The sequence below is a fragment of the Streptomyces sp. XD-27 genome, assembly GCF_030553055.1.
GTDB lineage: Bacteria > Actinomycetota > Actinomycetes > Streptomycetales > Streptomycetaceae > Streptomyces.
In genome coordinates this window covers 1,009,355-1,028,321 of sequence record NZ_CP130713.1, presented here as the reverse complement: position 1 = coordinate 1,028,321, position 18,967 = coordinate 1,009,355, and the positions used below count along the sequence as shown (strand labels likewise).

Here is an 18,967-nt window from a genome sequence, read left to right as displayed (position 1 = left end):
GTGCTCCGGGCGGTCGTCACCGTCCGGAGCACCCACGCACGGCGGAGTCACTCCTGGCCTACCCGGCCTACCTGGCGAGTTCGGCCGGTTCGTCCAGCCGCCTCAGCTTCTGCGGATTTCGCACCACGTAGATCCGGGTGACCCGCCCGTCCTCCACCACGAGGCTCACCGCGGACGGCTCGCCGTCGATCTCGATCCGGCCCGCCGGCGCACCGTTGAGCCACACGGCCGTCGTCTCGAGCGCCGCCACCACCCGGTGCGCTCGCGCGAGCAACGGCGCCACCAGTCCGGCGCCGTGGATCGGAGCCAGAGCGGCGGCCACCAGTCCGCCGCCATCGGCGACCATGACCACGTCCGGCGCCAGGACCTCCATCAGCTCCTGCAACTGCCCGGTTCGCAGCGCGGCCAGGAACCGCTCCACCACGGCCCGCTGCTCCGACCGGCTCACCCGCGCCCGAGGCCGCCGGGCCGCCACATGCTCGCGTGCCCGCCGCGCGATCTGGCGCACCGCGGCCGCGGACTTCCCGATGGCCTCGGCGATCTCGCCGTAGGGCAGCTCGAAGACCTCGCGCAGCACGAACACGGCCCGCTCGGTCGGCCCGAGCGTTTCCAGGACCGTCAGCATCGCGATCGAGACGCTCTCCGCGAGTTCGACGTCCTCGGCTACGTCAGGGCTGGTCAGCAGCGGTTCCGGCAGCCACTCGCCGACGTAGTCCTCGCGGCTGCGCGACAACGTCCGCAGGCGGTTGAGCGCCTGCCGCGTGACGACCCGGACGAGGTACGCCCGCGGATCGTACACCTGCGCGTGGTCGACGTCGGCCCACCGCAGCCAGGACTCCTGCAGCACGTCCTCCGCGTCGGCCGCCGAGCCGAGCATCTCGTAGGCGACCGTGAACAGCAGGCTGCGATGGGCGACGAACGGGTCGTGGGTCATGCCGTCGATGCCACGCCGGACGTCTCCGGGCGCTCTGCCAGCGGAATCTCGCAGGCGTCGGAGTAGCCCTGCGACGTGACCCCGTTCGCGTTGTTGTTCCTGGTCGCCATGTTGACGAACGCGACGTATGCGGTGAGCTCGACCATCGCCGCCGGGCCGAGCCGGTCCAGCAGACCCGCGTACAGCTCGTCGGTGACGGTCGGCGGCGTGTTCGTCATGGCCTCGGCGTACTCGAGGACGTCCCGCTCCAGCGGGGTGAACACCTCCGACTCCCGCCAGCGCGGCACCTGGCTTGCCTTGGTCAGGTCCAGGTTCTCGTTCTGCGCCTGGAAGTAGCCGATGTCGAGGCACCAGCTGCAGCCGACCTGTGCCGCGACGGCCATGTGCGCGAACGACTTGAGGCTCGCGTCGGCCGCATCCCACTCGCTCAGCTTGGCCGAGAACTCCAGGTTGGAGGTGGCGACCTTGGGGCTGTGCCACACCACCTCGACGGGCTCGGGCACGGCACCGAGCTGCTTGATCATGGCCTCGCTCATCTCGGTGGGAAGCTCCGCCTTGGGAATGCGCAGTGTCATGGTGGTCCTTGTCAGTTGGGCCTGTTTGACATGAAGACACCGCCACCCCCTCGAATGTGACAACGGGTTGGGCGATGGCCCGGTCCCCACGCAGTCGGCCCCTGCCGGCTCCGTGATCCTTGCGTCCTGGCCCTATCCCCTCGGGGCAAGGTCGGGCAGGCTGACCATATGAACTTGGCCGAATATGCGAACGCGCATCTCGCCGGCTGGCCCGCGCTCTCGCGGGGGAGTGCGGGGTGTGGAGCACGGCATTGCCTGTGTGCCGGCGGCCGGGAGATCGTGCACTTCCATGACGGCAACGAGGTCGACGTTCACCTGACCCATGACATGATCCACAGGCTGCGTCCGGCTCTGCGCACGTCCAGCGCTCTCCAACTGCCCGCGGCATCGGGGTGGATCACGGTCCGGCTCGAGACAGGCTCCGACATCGACCTGCTCGCCACGCTCGTCAGTGCCGCGCTGCTGGCGACGGGAGGCGAGCCGGGGGCGGCCGAATCGGCTCGAACCGACCCCTGCACCCGGGAATCAACGCCGGTCTCCCGCGGCTGTCCGGACCAGCGATTGCGACGAGCCTTCAGATGGCGTCGTAAGCGGTAGGGGCAGCAGTCTCCGGTTGAGGCGGGCGATGGTGTGCCGATTGCGGCAGGCTCCGACCGTCTGGGCCTGGGGTGGGCCGTCAGCCCGATACGGCCTTGGCCCAGCCCCGGGCGATCTTCTCCTGCGCCTTCGCCGACTGGGCCTCGGTCGGGAATTCCGGCGTCCCCTCGACCGTCGGCAGCCGTGCGGCGGCGGCTTCGTCAAGGGTGCCGTCCTCCTCCATGACGTCCTTCAGCACCGGGCGGGCGTAGCCCCCGAGCCGGAGGTTCTGGCCCTCCGGGCTGAAGAGGTACTCCTGCCACAGGCGCGCGGCGGCGGGGTGCGGGGCGTCCTTGTTGATCGCCATCGCGTAGTACTGGCCGAAGCTGCCGTCGAAGGGGATGGAGACCTTCCAGTCCACGCCCTCGCTGCGGAACTCGTCGGCGTACCCGAGGTTGACGAAGTCCCAGTCGATGCTGATGGGGGTGTCGCCCTTCACGATGGCGGCCGGGGTGGACTCGGCGGGGTTGAAGTTGCCGATCCTCTTGAGGCCGGCGAAGAAGTCGATGCCGGGCTGGATGTCGTCGAAAGACCCCTTGTTCGCCAGGGCGGCCGCATACACGCCGGCGAAAGCGGCGCCGGCCTTGGTGGGGTCGCCGTTGAGCGCGACCTTGCCCTGGTATTCGGGCTTCTCCAGATCGGCGAAGGCCTGCGGACAGGTCGTGATGCGCGTGGCGTCGCAGCCGATGGAGATGTAGCCGCCGTAGCCGTTGTACCAGCGGGCCTGGGAGTCCTTCTGATTCCTCGGGATCGAGCCGTATGCGGCGACCTTGTAGGGAGCGAGCAGATTCTGCCGGGCCGCGTCCTGCGCGAAGGTGTCACCGACGTCGATCACGTCGGGAGCGTCTGCCCGACCCCGGTTCCTCTTGATGGCGTCGATCTCGCTTTGGCTGGAGCCCTGCGGATTCTCGACCCGGACGTCGATCCCGTACTTTCGTTCGAAGCCGTCCAGCAGGGCGCCGTAGCCGGCCCAGTTGCGCGGGAGCGCGATCGCGTTGAGCGTCCCCTCTTCCTTCGCCGCGGCGACCAATGCGTCCATGCCACCCACGCGCTCGGCGGAGGTGGCCACCGACGGCTTCTCGGGCGCCGCGGCGGGCGTGCCGTTGTCGCTGCAGGAGCTCAGGACCAGTGCAGTGAGGGCGAGGCAACCGAAGACGACCCCTGCTCGGGCACGAGGGGCGGTCACGATGGTTCCTGGAAGCGTCACAGCGTGTCTCCGTGGTCTACCGCGTCGGCGAAGCGGTCACCGAGGCCAGAGTACCCAGTACGACGACCACGGGCCGGGAACCGTATCCGTGCCGGTGAGGTGCCCGGACGCGAACGCGAGGCCGCTCCTCACCACGCGGTGTCGTCCCAGAGGCCGGGGGCGATCTCGCCGAGGCCCTCTGCGGCCGAGGCGGCGCCGTCGAGGAGGGTCTGCTCGGCCCAGATGATCTTGCCGGTCGAGGTGTAGCGGGTGCCCCAGCGCTGGGCGAACTGGGCGACCAGGAACAGTCCGCGACCGCCCTCGTCGGTGCTCTTGGCCCGGCGCAGCCGGGGGAGGTGCTGCTGCCGTCGGAGACCTCGCAGATGAGGGTGCCCGCGGCGGAGCCGCTGATGGGCGCTGTGTGCAGCAGCCGCACGGTGACGGGCTCGGTGCCGTAGCGGATGGCGTTGGTGATCAGCTCGCTGAGGATGAGCTCGGTGGCGAAGGCGATCTGCTCCAGGCCCCAGTCCGTCAGCCGGGATACGCAGGCGGAGCGGACCGAAGCCACCGCCGCCGGGTCGTAGGGCACGTCCCACTCGGCGACCTGCGCGGGGCCCAGCCGACGGGTCCGGGCCACCAGCAGCGCGATGTCGTCGCGGGGCCGGGCGGGAAGCATCGCCTCGATCACCGCGGCGCAGGTTGCCTCCGGGGTGCGGTCAGGCCCTGCGAGGGCACCGCGCAGGGCCTCCAGGCCGACGTCCAGGTCGCGGTCGCGGTCCTCGACGAGCCCGTCGGTGTAGAGCACCAGCCGGGAGCCCTCGGGCAGGGTCAGCTCGGTGCTTTCGAAGGGCAGGCCGGCGCCCACGCCCAGCGGCGGGGAGACCGGCAACCGGGGGAAGGCCACGGTTCCATCGGGATGGACCACAGCGGGCCCCAGATGGCCGGCGGTGGCGGCGGCCACCTGCCCGGAGACGGGGTCGTAGATCGCGTACAGGCACGTGGCCCCGGTGATCCCCTGCCAGTCCTCCTCCTCGGCGGCGGTCTCTTCGGTGTCGATGTGGGCCACCAGCTCATCCACATAGCTCAGCAGCTCGTCAGGAGGCAGGTCCAGGGTGGAGAAGTTGTGCACGGCGGTGCGCAGCCGGCCCATGGTGGCCGCGGCGCGCAAGCCGTGGCCGACGACGTCGCCGACCACCAGGGCGACCCGGGCCCCGGACAGCGGGATGAGGTCGAACCAGTCGCCGCCCACCCCGGCCTTCGCCGGCAGGTAGCGGTGAGCCACATCGAGCGCGGTCTGCTCGGGCAGCTCGCGGGGCAGCAGGCTGCGCTGGAGCGTGACAGCCATGGCGTGCTCGCGGGTGTAGCGGCGGGCATTGTCGATGCACACCGCCGCCCGGGCGGCCAGCTCCTCGGCGAAGGACACATCCTCCTCATCGAACGGTGGAGAGGCGTCCGCCCGCCAGAAGTTCGCCATTCCCAGCACCATCCCCCGGGCCCGTAGCGGCACCGCGATCAGGGAGTGGATGCCCTGGTCCAGCGCTCGCCGGGCCCCTTCCGGGTCCTGGGCCCGCCAGTCGTCGGAGCTGCTCAGGTCGGCCTCGAGGACCGCGCGGCCGCCGGTCGCTCCGGCGGCGACGGGGTGGGTGGGAGCAAACCGGATCAGTTCACCGACCGGGTCGAGGGAATGGCCGCCATCCAGGCCGGCAACCGCGGTGCGGCGGAGCTCGGTGCTCGCGCCGGGCGGCTCCTCACCGCGCAGAACCGGGTCCGGCAGCTCGACGGTGACGACGTCGGCGAACTGGGGGACCGCTACCTCCGCCAGTTCCTCGCACGTGCGCGTCACATCCAGTGTGGTCCCGACCCGCACCCCGGCGTCGTAGAGCAGCTTCAAGCGCTCACGGGCTGTCTCGGCCCTGCCGGAGAGCGCCCGCAGCTCGGTGGTGTCACGCAGCGTCACCACGCTGCTGGGCGGCCCGTGCGGAGCGGTGAGCCGCTTGTTGACCGCCAGCAGCCGGTCACCCGCCAGGAGTACTTCGTCGGTGGCCGTGCGCTCGGAGGCCAGCAGCTCGGCGACCGCCGCCTCCAGGCCCAGGTCGGTGACGAGGCGCCGCTCCGCGTCCGCCGGGAGGTCCAGCAGCCGCCGGGCCTCGTCATTGGCCAGCAGTAGCCGGCCGTCGCCCCCGATGATCAGCACCCCCTCCCGGACCGCGTGCAGAACCGCGTCGTGGTGCTCGTACATCCGTGTCATCTCGGCCGGGCCCAGGCCATGCGTCTGCCGCCGCAGCCGTCGGCTCACCAGCCCCGCCCCGCCCGCGGCGAGCACGAGAGCTCCGCCCGCGCTCCCGAACAGCACCGGCAACTGCTGGTTCACCCTGTCCTGGACCTTCTCGACCGTGACCGGGACCGCGACGAGGGCGACGACCGAACCGTCGGCATTCTTGACCGGGACCACCGAGACCACGGAAAGACCCAGCGTCCCCTCGAAGGTCCTCGTGAACGCCGTGCCGGCCGCCGCCTCCGCGAAGGGGCCGATGACGCGTTTCCCGATCTGCTGCGGGTCACTGTGGGTGAGCGTGATCCCGTCGCGCCTGTACACGATGATCGCGTCGACGCCGGAGCCTTTCCGGGCCGCCTCGGCGCGCGGCTGCAGGACCGCGGTCGGGTCGGAGCTGTCCAGTGCCGTCAGCATTCCCGGAGAGTTCGCGAACGTCTGGGCGGCGGCAAGCGTCCGGTGCCGGGCCTCGGCCTTGCTCTGGCTCCGCGCCTGCAGGACCAGAGCCGTCAGAGTGGCGGCGACGATCAGCACCACGACCACCAGATGCAGGAGGAACACCTCGCCGGCGAGGCTGCGCACGCTCAGCAGGGAGCGCAGGTGCCGCAGCACCCGCGATGTCTTCCCCGAAAGGCTGCGCATAACCTATTTCTATCGCTTTCGGGCGCTTCGTCACGGTGTGATCAGCCAGAAGGCGCGTGGCGGCCACCACGGGACGGACTGTCGACCACTGGGCCGGGGGCGCGCCGTGTCGGCCGAGGAGTACCCGCTCCCCGGCGCCGTCGAGGCGCCATGTCAGCTATGCGTGGATATCCTGCGAAGTGTGATCACGCCTGGACGGCTGCGCCTCCGTCGCCGCGACGGCCGGGGGCCACTTACTCTGCTGTCCCCGGTGATCCTGACCGTTGTCATCGCCAGCCTGGCGTACGCCACTCCCCCAGAGGTGGCCTTCAGCCGGCTCCTGCCCGCGGCGCCGGCCCTCGCGGCCGCCATGTGGCCCGTGCTCCCCACCGTCCTGCTGGGGACGGTCTGCCTTCTTCTCATGATCGGCCTCGGCATCGTGTTCCCCGGCCTCGGGACGTGGTGGACGGCGGGGGGGATCGTCGCCGTCACCGTGGCGGCCGCGTACGGAAGCCATGTCCGGCTCCAGCGGGAGCAGACCCTGTTCCAGGTCCGGCTCGTCGCCGACGCGGCGCAGCAGGTGGTCCTGAGCCCGATGCCGCGCCGCTTCGGGGACGTCGAGATCGAGGCGCTGTATCTCGCGGCCGCCGCGGAGGCCAGTATCGGCGGCGACTTCTACGAGGTGGTCGACACGAAGTACGGGGTCCGGCTGCTCATCGGCGATGTGCGGGGCAAGGGACTGCCGGCGGTGGGCTCGGCCGCGGCGATGGTCAACTCCTTCCGGGAGGCGGCCTACGACGAGGCCGACCTGGTCAACGTCGCGCGTCGCCTCGAGGCCAGCAGTACCCGTTACAACGCCGCCTTTCCCCCCGAGGGCATGATGGAGCGCTTCGCCACCGCCCTTCTCGTCGAGATCCCCCACGGGGGCGGCAGTATCGGAGTCCTCAACTGCGGACATCCCCCGCCGCTGGTCCTGAACCGCGGAGAACTCCGCGCCCTGGAGCCCACCACCCCCTCGCCGCTGCTCAACCTCGCGGAGCTGATCGGTGATCACTACAGCGTCGACACCTTCGGCTTCGCACCTGGCGACCTGCTGCTCCTCTATACCGACGGTGTCGCCGAGGCCCGCGACCGCGACGGCGAGTTCTTCCCCGTGGCGGCCTGGCTGCGCCGCCAGCCCCCGGGGTGCCCCCGCGAACTGCTCAACGCTCTTCACCATGACCTCCTCCACTACAGCAGAGGACGCCTCGACGACGACATCGCCGCCCTCGCCGTGCGCTTGTGCGCCTCTCCGGAGCCGCTCGACGGTCAGAGGGATCAGCCCGCCTAGCCCGTTGGGGTCGATTCGGAGGGCATACCGCGCAGGCCCAGCGCTGGGCCGACCGGAGGTGCCACTCAAAGAGAAGAGCCCCCGTGAAAGAAGCGTACGGGTTCGGTCAGCGCGGCGCGGGCCCCGTCGAAGTCGGCGAGCCGGGCAGCGACCGTGGCCACCGCGAGCCGCTGAGGCAGGGCGGCGGAGAACTTCAGCCCGTGCACCGCACGGTGGTCGACATCAGGGAGTACCAGCGCAGTACTTCCGTCGTCGGCTTCACGGGCCGCTCGCCACATGTCAGGCGTAAGGTCCTCGCGCAGCCGCAGCCAGTAGTCCGTAGGCCGCTGGACGGGATCGGCGATCGACTGCAACGTCGCCGCGAGTGTGGCGTTCGCGCGGTAACCCGCCCACGTCCACCAGCGAACATCGCCCTTCGACCTCGTTACCAGCGTCCCGCCTGGGTGTACAAGATCAGGAGCGTCCTCCTTCCGCCACTCGCTCAGGCACACCTGGGCCCGCCGGGTGAGCGAAACCAAGGGATCGCTCCCCAGGAGCACTTCCCGCATCGCGCGGGTGAGGGCATACGAAAGCCCGGCCAGCGCCCCGGTGGTCCATTTGGCGACGCCGCCTCCGTCGACGGGCTCGACGAAGACCCGTTTGCGCCCCCAATCGATGAAGGTCACCTGCCAGCTGCGTCCGCCGAGCAGAAGCCGACGAGGGCCTGGACGTTCCTCGGTCAGGATGGAAGGGTCCGTCTGCCCGATCTCGGTACGCCCGGAAAGGACGGTGAACTGCGGGGGCGCGGTGAACGAGGCGGTGAGTTCCAGGAAGTGCCGTCGGCCGAAGCGCCGTTCGGCCTCAGGCCCGATGCACAACAGCCCGCCGTCCTCATCGAGGAAGCCTTCGTCCACCAGATGCCGCAGGATGGGCCGTGCCGAGCGGTCGAAGGGAGCCAAGCCGTTCCACTGCTCGGGCCACGTCTGGTCGCCGATTCTGTGCTGTTGGAGAGTGACGGCGAGGAGCTGTTGCGCCACCAGATGGCGCGGCTCGGGCGGTGGGCTCACCGGCTCGACCCACCCTCGCCCCCAGAGCAGGAGCAGCGCCGCGGCCTGAAGCAGGCTGTCCTTGCGGGTCGCGAGGAACAGGCAGTTGCGCGTGCTCCCCGGGCGTCGCCCGGTTCGCCCGATGCGCTGCAGGAACGAGGCGACCGTGCCGGGCGAGTCGATCTGTATGACACGATCCAGATCGCCGACGTCGATGCCCAGCTCCAGGGTCGAGGTGGAGATGATGACGCAGTCCCGAGCCTCGGCGAACGCCTGCTCGGACCTGGCTCTTTCCTCGGCCGACAGGGATGCGTGCGACAGGAACACCGTCACGTCGCGCTCTCGCAGTGCCGCCCCCAGCTGTTCCACCTGCCGCCGCGCGTCGCAGAACACCAGCCGCTTCTCACCTCGGTGCAGAGCGGCGATGAGCTTGGCGGCGTTGTCGAGGGAACCTACGTAGTCCAGCTCCACCTCGCCTGCTGGGCGCGGGCGGCCCGTGGGCGTCCCGGCCGCCCGTGTCGCGCCCGGTGCGGCGGCGAGGTCCGGGGCGATGACCCGCGCGGGTCGTGTCCCGGCTCCCGCACCCTGGAGCCAGGTGAGCAGCTGCTGCGGATTGCCGACGGTCGCCGAGAGGCCGATCCGCTGGAGGGGGCGTCCGGTGACCCTTTCCAGCCGCTCCAGCACGGCGAGCAGGTGCCAGCCGCGATCGTCACCCGCGAAGGCGTGCACCTCGTCCACGACGACGGCCCGCACCTGCCCCAGGAGGTGGGCGTGGTCGGTCTTCACGCCGATGAGCATGGCCTCCAGCGACTCGGGTGTGGTGAGCAGGATGTCCGGTGGCCCGGTGCGGATGCGTCGTCGCTGTGACTCCTTGGTGTCCCCGTGCCACAGGGCCGCGTGGCGCCCGAGCCACTGGGCGTACGAGTCGATACGTGCCACGAGGTTGTTGAGAAGTGCCTTGAGGGGGCACAGGTAGAGCACGGAGGCGCCGGACCAGCGCTGCTCGGACATGGCCGACAGCAGCGGCAGGCATGCCGCCTCGGTCTTCCCGCCCGCAGTGGGGGCGAGCAGTACCGCGTCCTCGCCGTCCATCAGCGGGTGGATCGCGGCGCGCTGCAGTGGGCGCAGGTCGGGCCAGCCGAGGGTGTTCACCACGTGGTGAAGGACGACCGGGTCGAGCCGGTCGACGGGGTCTTCCCACCCCGCGCGAGGCGCGGCGACGGGGTGAGCGGCGCCCGCGTCCCCGGTGCCGGTCATCACACGTCCAGCTCGATGTGGTCGGCGGATGCTGCGGCGGCATTCCGTTCCACGTCGGTGAGTTCGCTGCCCGACACCGTCAGCTGGTAGTGCTGCCGGGGGTCGAAGTCCTCGAACTGGTCGATACGGTCGAGGACGTCACTCACCAGTTTCTTCAGGAACAGCCGGGGCGCCACTCCGACCTTGCCGCCGAGTGCCCCGCCGACCGCTCCGGCGAGGTCGGCGACGTATGCGTCCTCCGCGAGAGCCTTGACCCGGTCGGGGGCCTCGGCTCCTGCCGCGTAGAGATCGCGGATGGTCACACCGAGACGCACCAGTGACTCCTGGGTGAAGCCGGGCAGTCGCAACTGCACCGCGCGGGGATTGTCGAAGCGCGGGTCGGTGGTGAAGTCGGTGGCCAGGCGCTGCGCGAGCGGCGCCAGGCGCTGCACGCCCTGCCGGCCGTCGTAGAAGGCCGGGGTTCCGGTGATCACCAGGTACAGGCCGGGGAAGCGACCCGAATGCACCTCGTCGATGAGCTGGCGCAGCGCGTTGAGCGCCTTGTCACGGGCGTCCGACCGCACCCGCTGGAGCGTCTCGACCTCGTCCAGCACGACGAACAGACCCCGATGCCCCGAGTCACGCAGCACGGTCAGCAGCCCCTGCAGAAAGCCGAGAGCCCCGAAGTGGTCGAGGTCGCCACGGACCCCGGCGGAGCGGCGCGCGGCCGCGGCCACATGCGGCTGGCCACCCAGCCAGCCCAGCACCGCCGCCGCGGTCGCCTCGTCGCCCTCGGCTGACGCCCCCCGGTAACCGCGCAGCGCCGTAGCGAAGGACGGGGCGTGCCGGGACACCTCCGCGAGCCGCGCGGTCAGCAGCTTCTCCACTTCACGGGCCAGGTCGTCCTCGCTTGCTCCGGCCGCGAGCGCGTCTTCCTCCAGGGCGTAGAACCAGGAGTCGGCGATCGGCCGGAGCGCGCTCGGCGGGAAACTCGCCGTGGTCAGCCGCTCGGTGAGGCGTCGGTACACCGTTTCCAGCTTGTGCAGAGGCGTTTCGGTCTCCGAGATCTGGACCTCGGCCACGGCGAAGCCCACGCGCTTGGCACGCTCGCCCAGCCACCGCGTGAAGAACGTCTTGCCCGAGCCGTACTCACCCCGTACGGCCTTGAACACCGACCCGCCTGAGGCGACCGCGTCCAGCTCGGCGTCGAGCGCGGACTCGAACCGGTCCAGGCCGGTGGCCAGCAGATCGAGCCCGCTCTCGGGGACGGCACCCCGTCGAAGCGCGTCGATGACCGTGCGCCTGCGGGCGGCGGAGGCGGGGGAGACGGAATTCGGCTTGGCTGAGCTCACCGGCCCAGTGTCTCACCCGGGGTGATCGGGCGTCGGAATCACCGGGGTACCGGGTGCGTGACCAACTCCTGCTCTGCTGCGGGTCATTACGGTGTGACACACTCACGCCGTGTTGCTGACCTACGTCGATGAGTCATACGACAACGACCGCTACTGGATGGTCGCTCTCCTGGTGGCCGAAAGGCATCTGCGACCGCTGCACCATGCCCTTGACTCCGTCGTGGCCAAGGCAGCGGACAGCTACCCGGTCGACCGCCATGCCGAGCTGCACGGGCATGCCCTGGTGCAGGCCAAGGACGACTGGCAGCGGATGGGCAACAAGGGCGGCAACATGATCCGCGCCCGAATCGGCGTCTACGGCGACGCCATGAAGGCGATCGGCTCACACGACGTGCAGGTCATCGTCCGGGGAATCGATGTGAGGGCTTACCGGTCGCAGCAAGCCGATGCCGGGTCCTGCCCGCCTCCGCACCAGGTTGTGCTGCGGCAGTTGCTGGAGCAGATCTGCGATCACGTGCAGGTGCGGGACGAGCTGGCCCTCGTCATAGCGGACGAGATCGACGGAGCGGACGACCACCGTCGGCACTTCCGCGACTACCAGACCGCCGGTACGGGCGGCAGTATCAGCAGCACCCTCCCGCGCCTCGTCGACACCATCCACTTCGCGCCGTCGAAGGCGAGCCGGCTGTTGCAGGCCGCGGACCTGATCGCCTATCTGCACCGGCGGCTGGTCAGCGGCCAGGACGGCGACCCCCGGGCGCGCAGGGCCAACGAGACGCTGTGGTCCTTCGTGGCTCCGCGCGTTATCCATCAGCACTGCTGGGTCCCGGCGCCACCGAGGGCCTGACCAGCACAAAGGCCCCGCTTCCGCGGGGCCTGAGGCGAACCGGGCGTCAGTTTCCTGGCGACGTCCCTGCGGCCGAGGCTAGCACGATGGGCCGCGGGGTGACTGCCCCGCGGCCCGGGTTCAGCCCAGTCCGAACTGCTCCCGCAGCAGTCCCTGGTGCAGGCGCAGCGTTCGCCCGTCCGGCAGGGTCTCCAGGACCTGGACTCCGTCGAAGTTGAGGAGCTGGCGCAGCACTGCGGCGAAGCCGTCCGCCCGGGTAGCCGGGTAGCCGACGCGCTGAGCCACGGCGGTCACGGGCAGGGTCCCTCCCGCATCGAGGAGGGCCAGGATCGCCTTCTCCACCTTCTCCATCGGCGGCTTGCGAGCCAGCAGGCCGACCTGGTCCTGGAAGGCGCCCGAAGCCGGCAGCGCGGTGACCAGGGCTTCGGCGGGACCCACCAGAGCCGTGGTGACCAGCTTGTCGGCGCCCAAGGGCGCCGGAACCACGGTGACATCGAACAGGGAGTCGTGTGTCTCGGCCAGTTCGGCCTCGGCCTTCGACGGCTTCTGACGGGTCGGCTTCCTGGATACGGGTGCCGGGTCAGGTCGGGCCGGAGCGGGCCGGGGTGCCCGCTCGTCCAGGAACCACCACGTCGGCCGTTGATCACCCAGCTCCCGCCACTCCCGGGGCGGTGTTGCGCCGAAGGGAAGGAAGGCGAGGACCGGGATGGTGAACTCGGCCAGGGATGCCCCGCCGTGATAGCCCGCCTTGAGAGCGGTGTAGCGCGAGTCGGCGTCCCACAGGGCGACGATCGACGTACCGGGATCGGGCCAGACCACACGCGGGCCGCAGAGCGCGACCTCGGTCTTTCCCAGAGTTCCGCCGGGTGTGCGGTGGCGGGCGGATTCCGGGTTGCCGGCGTCGACCCTCGAGCCGTGCCGGTCCACCACATGCCCGTGGTCGCTGGTGATGAGCACGGCCATGCCCTGGACCGCGGCCACCCGCAGAAGTTCGACAAGCCCCGGAACGTGGTGGACCTGCCAGGACCCGTCGCCGAGCTTCTGTTCCTTGCCGAGCTTGTCGTCGATGGCGTTCAGGACGACCGCCACATGCGTGCGTCCATCGGCGAGCGCCTCGCTGAGATCAGGGCCGAAGGTCTCCCCGGCGCTCTCAGCACGCAGATCGTCCTTGTGGAACACGGCGGCCGGCGCCCCGGCCCACAGCTTCTGGGCGGGGAAGAGGCGCTTCTCGTCCGCCTGCGTCCCCTTCATCAGCCTGCCCGCGAACAGCGACGTACGAGAGACGGCGGTCAGGGTCGGCAACGCGGCGGCCATGGCCCGCCGCCGCGGCGCACCCTCCTTCACCGGGTCGAACTCGGCCCAGGAAGAGCGGAGTTCCTCCGCCAGTTCACCGGCGACGGCCGCGCTCATCCCGTCCAGCACGAGCAGCATGATCCGCCGGCCGTCCCCGCCGCGGACGATCGGCTTGACGACCCGGTCGAGGAAGGACTCCACCGCCAGCATGGATCCCGGCGGCGTCCCCGCGGCAGTCCAGGTGGCCAGTGTGCGTGCGAAGTTCCGGTCGATCTCGTGCCGCCGTTCCCGCACGCAAGCGGCGAGTCTGTCATAGGCGGACTTCAGTGCGGGGTCGGGGTCGCCGCCGGCCTCGATGTACTCAAGTGCCTGATCGACCCACCCGGTCTCGGAGATGTGCCGCTCTATGCAGGCCGCCGCGGTGCCGGACTCGACAGCCGGGTCGCCGGCCAGCCATTGGACCAGGCGCTGACCCATGCGGACCCGCTCGATACGTACCCGAATCTGAGGCCCCTCGGCGCGCTTGTGCGCGCTCAGGGCGCCGACAGCCTCCGCGACGGGGCCTGGCCTGCCTGCCGACAAGGCCCGCCCCGCGGCCGCGAACCGGGCTTCCAGCCCGGTCGGCAGCAACGGGCTCGCCTGGGCAGCGGTCTCCGCCCCGAACCGGCGGACCAGAGCGGATGCCCGGTCCAGGACGGTGTCGCTGATCCGACGCGCCTCACGGGCTTCGTCCGCGTCGCCGACGCCGGCACGTGCCGCGGCGGTGAGCAGCGTGCCGACGTACTCCTCGGTGGCCCGCCCGAACGCGGACGCGAGGGCGTCGAGCTCTTCGCCGACAGCCGGCGGCTGTTCGCCGAACCAGCGCTCGGCGCGGCCCCGCGCCCGGTAGGTGTCGGCGTCCGGCGCGGCGTGCAGCCACAGCGCTCCGCACACGAGTCCGAACGCGACCGCCTCCTCGCCGTGTTCGGCCTCGACCAGGGCCAATAGCGCCTTTCCGGCCGGACCGGCCTGGTCCTGCTCGCCGAGGAATTCCCTGAGCCCCACGCGCTCGGGGCCCCGCAGCTCCAGCAGCCGCTCGGGACCACCAGGGCTCAGGGACCAGCCGAGCAGGGTGTGCGTGTCCAGGACGTCGCCCGCCCGGGAGCGCCGGGACTCGCTCGACTCGGTGTCGTACCTCCCGAGCCGTAACCGTCGCAGCGCCAGAGCGGACAGCGCCGTGCTCCGGGCCAGCATGCCGCCCGCGAGCGGTGGCCAGCCGCCTGGCGGGGTCGCGTCCAACAGGGCCTCCGAGGCCCAGCTCGCCTCCTTGAGCCGGGGGTCGACCTGCTCGGCGCCGAAGGCTTCGCGTACCACGTCCCAGCTGTCGACGGTGTCGATGCGCTTCTTGTGGGTGCGAGCCAGGATCGCCGGGTCGAGTTCACTCTGTTCTCGATCGGTCAGGATGACGAGCACGGCAGGCCCGTCCGATCCCTCCGCCCGCTCCACGAGGTGACTCAGGACCAACTCGTGGACGGCGAGCGGGGAGGGCGCCGCGGAGATACGGGCTGTGTGCCCGTCGCCCCACACCGGCTCGGCCGGTCCGTCCCAATGGGGCACGGAGCGCAGCAGGACCGCCCGCCGCTTGTCGCCGCCGGTGAGGGAGGCGGCAAGCGAAGTCTGGGACGAGAGGTACTGGGTGATGGTCGCGACGTTCAGGCGTGTCGCCACGGAGGTGATGGGTGCGCTCATGACCCGACGACCCGCCAGGAGATCTCGACGGTGGCGCCGGGCTCCTCGGCCGCCAGCTCGGCCAGCTCGGCCTGGAGTCTCGCCGCGGCGCTCGCCGCGGTGGCGCGGCTGACACCGGAACGCCGCACGCCGCCCTTGGCGGATCCGTTCGCCGCGGGCGTGTCCTCGGGGACACGCGGGTGGCTGGTGACCGTGTTCAGCGGCACGTCTTCCGCGCTCGGGCGAACGTCCGTGGGCGGAGGCGGCGGTGGGGTGGTGCTCCGGTTGCTCTTGACCAGCGCGAGCACCTCACGCTGGGTGCGTGACAGGGCGCCACACAGGTCGCTCGTCCGCTGGTCGTCGCGGGCCGCCTTGCGCAGCGATTCCAGCAGGCCCTGGCCCTGCGGGCCCTCGTTCGACGCCAGGTCGAGGGTCGTCCAGGACGCCGAGTCCAGCGCTTGGGCGACAGCCCTCGCCTGCGTGATCGAGGTGCCGAAGCGGTCGGCGCTGACCCGCCCGAGGTCGAAGGTGGCCAGCGCCTCCACCGTCTTCTTCGCCCCGGCCGCCCCCTGGCCCGCCGCCTGCGTGACGGCCTTGAGCAACTCGACGGACCGCCGGGCGAGAGCCAGCCGCCCCTTCTCCTCGGTCTCGTCGAGCCGGAGGAACCCAGCGTGTTCCTCCAACCGCCGTACAAGATCGACCGTGTGCTCCTGGTGGGAGCGGGCCTCCTCCGTGATCTGGCGGGCGAACTGGTTGACCATCCGGCCGCGCCGCAGCGCCGGCGCGGGCTTCCCGAAGATCGTCGCGAAACGCTGCCGAGCGCTTTCCCAGTCCTCCTCGGTGGGAAGCGGCTGGCTGCGCAGCGCGTCGTGATCCTTGATCTGCGACAGCTCGGGGGCGGGGTCGAGCGGCATCCCGCCGCGCACCCACACCCGGTCGTCCATCTCGGCGAACGAGGCGACGACCAGCTTGGCGAGGTGGTCGGGCAGCCCGCGCGGCTGCGGTTCGTCGGTCCAGTCGGTGAGCGTGATCAGAGTGAGGTCGCCAGTGATGCCGCGTTCCCGCGCGAGCCGCCGGAAGTGATCGGCCCAGTACAGGGACAGCTCGAAGTACGCCTCCTTCTGCTGCCCGAGCCGCAGCGGCCCGGCGATGCGCTGCACCAGCTTCCGGTCACCGGCGGGGACCTCGGTGCGGCCGTCGCGTGCCTCCGCGGCGGCCCGGATGTGGGTGAACACCTTGCGGGCGTCAGCGGCCTTCACCGTCGTGCCGGTGTGCTCGGGATCCAGCTGGGGGTGGTCCGGGTACTGGCTCGCCAGCAGCTTGCCCGCGATGTGCCGCAGGCCGTCGCGGAGGGACTGGCCGAAGGAGAGGGTGAGCCCGTCGACCTCCCGCAGCGACTGGAGATGGTCGCTGAAGCCCAGCTCCACATCGGTGGCCTTCTTCTCGGCCAGTCCGTATGCCTGCTTGAAGGCGGCCTTGACGTTCTTGAGCAGGGACTCCCGCTGGGTCTCCAGCAGCCCCTTGGCGCGGGCGCGGTTGTCGGCGTTGAGGTGGCCGGCGTACTGGCTGTCGAAGCGCTGCTCATCGGCGAGCGCCTTGTCGATGACGACGAGGCGGCAGAAGTCCGCGTACCGCTGGGCGGAGAGATGGGTGGGCAGCCAGGCGACCGTGCGGGACCGCTCACCCTGCTGCCTCTCGCGCAGCCGCTGCATCCGGTTGACGTCCTCGACGGGCCCGTATTCGCTCTCGTCGTACGGGAAGTCGACGGCGATCCGCCACAGGCCGTACTCCTGCGGCATCAGGTCGTGGTCGGGCAGCTCGTCCTCGTCGGCGACGTTCCCGAAGACCACTTCCGCGCTGCGGCTCGTGCCGCGCCACACGAAGTCCACCCGGCTCGTCAACTGCCCGTGCTCGACGCCGAGCTCTTCGGACAGGAGCCGCTTGGCGAGCGCCTGGCGGTTGCCCGGGTTGTCGTTGACCTTGGCGTTGGCGATGACGGAGTCGACGTCGACACCGGAGAGTTCGAGGCGGACGCCCGGATTGGCGTCAGTGCCGGTCTCCTTGATCTCCGGGAACCGGCCCGCCCACTCGGCGACCTTGTTCTTCAGGATGCCGTACTCGCGTCCCGGGATCGGGGCGACGACGGAGCCGTAGTTGAGAGCGGAGAGCCGGCGGATGGTCAGGTCGGCGAGCGCGGGCACGCTGGGCGCGAGGGCGGACAGCAGCAGGGTGCCGATGATCCTGTTGTCGCCCACGAACGTCTTCACCCGTCCGCGCAGCTCCGGGTCGGTGATGCTGCCGGGGCCGCGGTGCGTGTACTGCTCGATGTCCTCCTCGGACACGTTGTACGTGGCGAGGAGGTACGGGCGCAGCTTGGTGCGGTACAGCTTGTCGGCCGCCTCGAAGACGACCTTCAGGCTGTCGGTGAAGGGCTTGTCGCCACCGGCGGTGATCAGCGGGTACAGATCGCCGACGGGGATCAGATCGCCGAGTCGCAGCTCGTCGCGGTGATCGGCGAGCAACTGCCCCATCAGCTTCATACCGGTCCGGTTGCGCTGGAGCGCGGACGAGACGTGGACCAGGGTGTCCATGAAGGCGGGAGAGAAGGGGTACGTGAGCCGGAAGCTCTCCTCGTCCGCCCCGACACCGTCGGCGCCGCGATCGGAGCCGAGCAGGGTGTCCCACACCTCCTGGCGCACCTTGCGGGTCTTCTCGAATTCGGCGTCGATGAGCGTCGCGGCCTCGGCGGACTTCGGCTGGAGGAGGCGGGCGTGCGCCACCTGGGGCAGGTTCCGGTCCTCCAGTGTGATCTTGTCGAAGCGCCCGGACGCCAGGTTGAGGGTGTCCTGGATGGACGACTCGGCCGCGCCCGACACCTCCTCGCCCACGAGCTCGCGCAGGTCGCGCTGGCGGGCGATGAAGGACACCACCGGGATGGCGCGGCGTGCGTCGCCGCCCTCCACGAAGTTCGTGATCTTGCTGGCCTCGCGGGCCACGAACTTCTGGTCGTGGATCAGGGTGGCGAGCCACAGGATCAGCTCGTCCATGAAGAGGATCAGCCCGTCGTAGCCGAGCGACTTGGCGTGCTCGGCGATCACCGACAGCCCGGCGTCCAGGGAGACGAACCCGTGCTCGTCCTCCGCGGCGTTCCTCGCGAAGCCGGGCAGCAGGTTGGTGCTCGCGTCCTGGACGAGACGGGCCCGCAGCTCGGCGGGTGTGGAGGGGCTGACCAGGTTGAGCGCCTGGCCGGACTCGTGGACCTCCTCGGCGGCGAGCGCGGTGTCCAGGAGCGCCGGCTGCCAGGCGAAGGACTCGCCCCACTCGTCGTCCTCGTCCCCGCCGGACGTGTCTGACGCCATGAGTCCGCTGATGACGGCGCCATCCCCCATGCGCGCCCGCATGGCCCGGATGTCGTCGAAGAGCGCGTCCGTCCGGTACACCTGCGGCGTCGACGCCTGCGGGTGCAGCCTTTTGACATGGCTGACGTAGCCGCCAAGGACCCGCTGCTCCAGGGCCTTCGCCCCGAGCATGTGATACGGCACGAGCAGGAACTTCTTCCCGTCCGTGCCGAGCCACTCGTGCTTGGTCAGTACCGGGTCTAAGTCGGCGCGGCCGCGGGCCGCCGGGCTACCGCTGAGCAGGGCGTGCAGCACCGCCATGAAGTGTGACTTACCCGAACCGAACGATCCGTGCAGATAGGCGGCCTTCGATGTGTGCCCGTCCAGCGCGGCCTTGATGAGCCCCAACGCTTCGTCGAAGTTCTCCAGCAGCCGCTCTGTGACCACATAGTCGCGCAGGGCGTGTTCGGCGCCCTCCGGGGTGGTCGCCTCGGAGAGCTGGAGGACGAAGTCGGAGGTGGATATCGACTCCTTGATGTCGATGACATCGCGGAGCAGGGGCGGCTGCTGGGCCTGGGCCATCGCGGGTCTCGCTCTCCTTCTGACGGCACGGGG

10 protein-coding genes and 1 pseudogene are annotated in these 18,967 nt (G+C 70.6%); 3 read left to right on the top strand and 8 right to left on the bottom strand.

All coding sequences use genetic code 11. The features are described from left to right. Nucleotides 1-67: 67 nt before the first annotated feature. Nucleotides 68-934 (bottom strand): RNA polymerase sigma-70 factor, encoded by an 867-nt coding sequence (locus Q3Y56_RS04330; RefSeq protein WP_304460651.1) that lies wholly within the window; start codon nucleotides 932-934, stop codon nucleotides 68-70. Then, complete coding sequence (locus Q3Y56_RS04325; RefSeq protein ID WP_304460650.1) at nucleotides 931-1,509, bottom strand: carboxymuconolactone decarboxylase family protein; 579 nt, start codon at nucleotides 1,507-1,509, stop codon at nucleotides 931-933. The genes Q3Y56_RS04330 and Q3Y56_RS04325 overlap by 4 nt, the downstream gene beginning before the upstream one ends. 168 nt (nucleotides 1,510-1,677) lie before the next feature. Between Q3Y56_RS04325 and Q3Y56_RS04320 the strand changes: the two genes are divergently transcribed. Then, nucleotides 1,678-2,106, top strand: coding sequence for a luciferase family protein (locus Q3Y56_RS04320; protein WP_304460649.1), 429 nt, complete (start codon nucleotides 1,678-1,680; stop codon nucleotides 2,104-2,106). Nucleotides 2,107-2,185: 79 nt separating this feature from the next. Here Q3Y56_RS04320 and Q3Y56_RS04315 read toward each other — a convergent pair whose 3' ends face one another. Both Q3Y56_RS04315 and Q3Y56_RS04310 read right to left on the bottom strand, forming a co-directional pair. Continuing rightward, the gene (locus Q3Y56_RS04315; RefSeq protein ID WP_304460648.1) at nucleotides 2,186-3,331 is read right to left on the bottom strand and encodes an ABC transporter substrate-binding protein; all 1,146 of its coding nucleotides are present in this window, start codon (nucleotides 3,329-3,331) and stop codon (nucleotides 2,186-2,188) included. A 149-nt stretch (nucleotides 3,332-3,480) separates the two neighbouring features. Further along, nucleotides 3,481-6,245 (bottom strand): annotated as a pseudogene (locus Q3Y56_RS04310) (SpoIIE family protein phosphatase). A gap of 250 nt (nucleotides 6,246-6,495) precedes the next feature. On the opposite strand from Q3Y56_RS04310, the gene Q3Y56_RS04305 reads away from it, so the two are divergent. Then, on the top strand, nucleotides 6,496-7,554 hold the full coding sequence (locus Q3Y56_RS04305) for a PP2C family protein-serine/threonine phosphatase (RefSeq protein ID WP_304460647.1): 1,059 nt from the start codon (nucleotides 6,496-6,498) through the stop codon (nucleotides 7,552-7,554). A gap of 65 nt (nucleotides 7,555-7,619) precedes the next feature. Here Q3Y56_RS04305 and Q3Y56_RS04300 read toward each other — a convergent pair whose 3' ends face one another. Beyond that, complete coding sequence (locus Q3Y56_RS04300) at nucleotides 7,620-9,836, bottom strand: DEAD/DEAH box helicase (protein ID WP_304460646.1); 2,217 nt, start codon at nucleotides 9,834-9,836, stop codon at nucleotides 7,620-7,622. Then, complete coding sequence (brxD, locus tag Q3Y56_RS04295) at nucleotides 9,836-11,167, bottom strand: BREX system ATP-binding protein BrxD (protein ID WP_304460645.1); 1,332 nt, start codon at nucleotides 11,165-11,167, stop codon at nucleotides 9,836-9,838. Before brxD ends, Q3Y56_RS04300 begins: the two co-directional genes overlap by 1 nt. Nucleotides 11,168-11,276: 109 nt before the next feature. On the opposite strand from brxD, the gene Q3Y56_RS04290 reads away from it, so the two are divergent. Next, nucleotides 11,277-12,014, top strand: coding sequence for a DUF3800 domain-containing protein (locus tag Q3Y56_RS04290; RefSeq protein WP_304460644.1), 738 nt, complete (start codon nucleotides 11,277-11,279; stop codon nucleotides 12,012-12,014). A gap of 120 nt (nucleotides 12,015-12,134) precedes the next feature. On the opposite strand, the gene pglZ is transcribed toward Q3Y56_RS04290, so the two are convergent. Together pglZ and Q3Y56_RS04280 are read right to left on the bottom strand one after the other, a co-directional pair. Then, nucleotides 12,135-15,035 (bottom strand): BREX-2 system phosphatase PglZ, encoded by a 2,901-nt coding sequence (gene pglZ, locus Q3Y56_RS04285; protein ID WP_304460643.1) that lies wholly within the window; start codon nucleotides 15,033-15,035, stop codon nucleotides 12,135-12,137. Next, nucleotides 15,032-18,934, bottom strand: a complete 3,903-nt coding sequence (locus Q3Y56_RS04280) for a phage resistance protein (protein WP_304460642.1) — start codon at nucleotides 18,932-18,934, stop codon at nucleotides 15,032-15,034. The genes pglZ and Q3Y56_RS04280 overlap by 4 nt, the downstream gene beginning before the upstream one ends. Between the last annotated feature and the right edge of the window lie 33 nt (nucleotides 18,935-18,967).

What these genes read in the sequence shown, in the direction of transcription:
- Q3Y56_RS04330 (WP_304460651.1), bottom strand. Translation starts at nt 934, where the DNA reads ATGACCCACGACCCGTTCGTCGCCCATCGCAGCCTGCTGTTCACGGTC.
- Q3Y56_RS04325 (WP_304460650.1), bottom strand. Translation starts at nt 1,509, where the DNA reads ATGACACTGCGCATTCCCAAGGCGGAGCTTCCCACCGAGATGAGCGAG.
- Q3Y56_RS04320 (WP_304460649.1), top strand. Translation starts at nt 1,678, where the DNA reads ATGAACTTGGCCGAATATGCGAACGCGCATCTCGCCGGCTGGCCCGCG.
- Q3Y56_RS04300 (WP_304460646.1), bottom strand. Translation starts at nt 9,836, where the DNA reads ATGACCGGCACCGGGGACGCGGGCGCCGCTCACCCCGTCGCCGCGCCT.
- pglZ (WP_304460643.1), bottom strand. Translation starts at nt 15,035, where the DNA reads ATGAGCGCACCCATCACCTCCGTGGCGACACGCCTGAACGTCGCGACC.
- Q3Y56_RS04280 (WP_304460642.1), bottom strand. Translation starts at nt 18,934, where the DNA reads ATGGCCCAGGCCCAGCAGCCGCCCCTGCTCCGCGATGTCATCGACATC.